We start from the raw sequence: 217 nt of genomic DNA on the forward strand, positions 1-217 counted from the left end.
AGCACCGCCACCTGATGTCGCAGGACGAGGAGCTCCACGTCTTTCGCGGTGTCGCCACGCACGCGGAGCAACATCAGTCCGAGAGCGTTGCGTGTCAGGGCGTAGAGCAGCGACCACACCATGACCACCCAGCCTGCCCGACACGGGCCCCGCCCCGCGGGCAAACGCGCAGGTCACCGCCCAAATCGGGGTTCTGGAGCCCCACAGGGTCCATTTC

The 217-nt window shown here is 67.3% G+C and carries 1 pseudogene; it reads right to left on the minus strand.

The features are described 5' to 3' along the window. Positions 1-164, minus strand: a pseudogene (locus FMEAI12_RS39995) (helix-turn-helix domain-containing protein); the annotation flags it as partial. Positions 165-217: the final 53 nt, after the last annotated feature.

The sequence above is a fragment of the Parafrankia sp. Ea1.12 genome (assembly GCF_900465275.1).
GTDB classification, from domain to species: Bacteria; Actinomycetota; Actinomycetes; order Frankiales; family Frankiaceae; genus Parafrankia; species Parafrankia soli.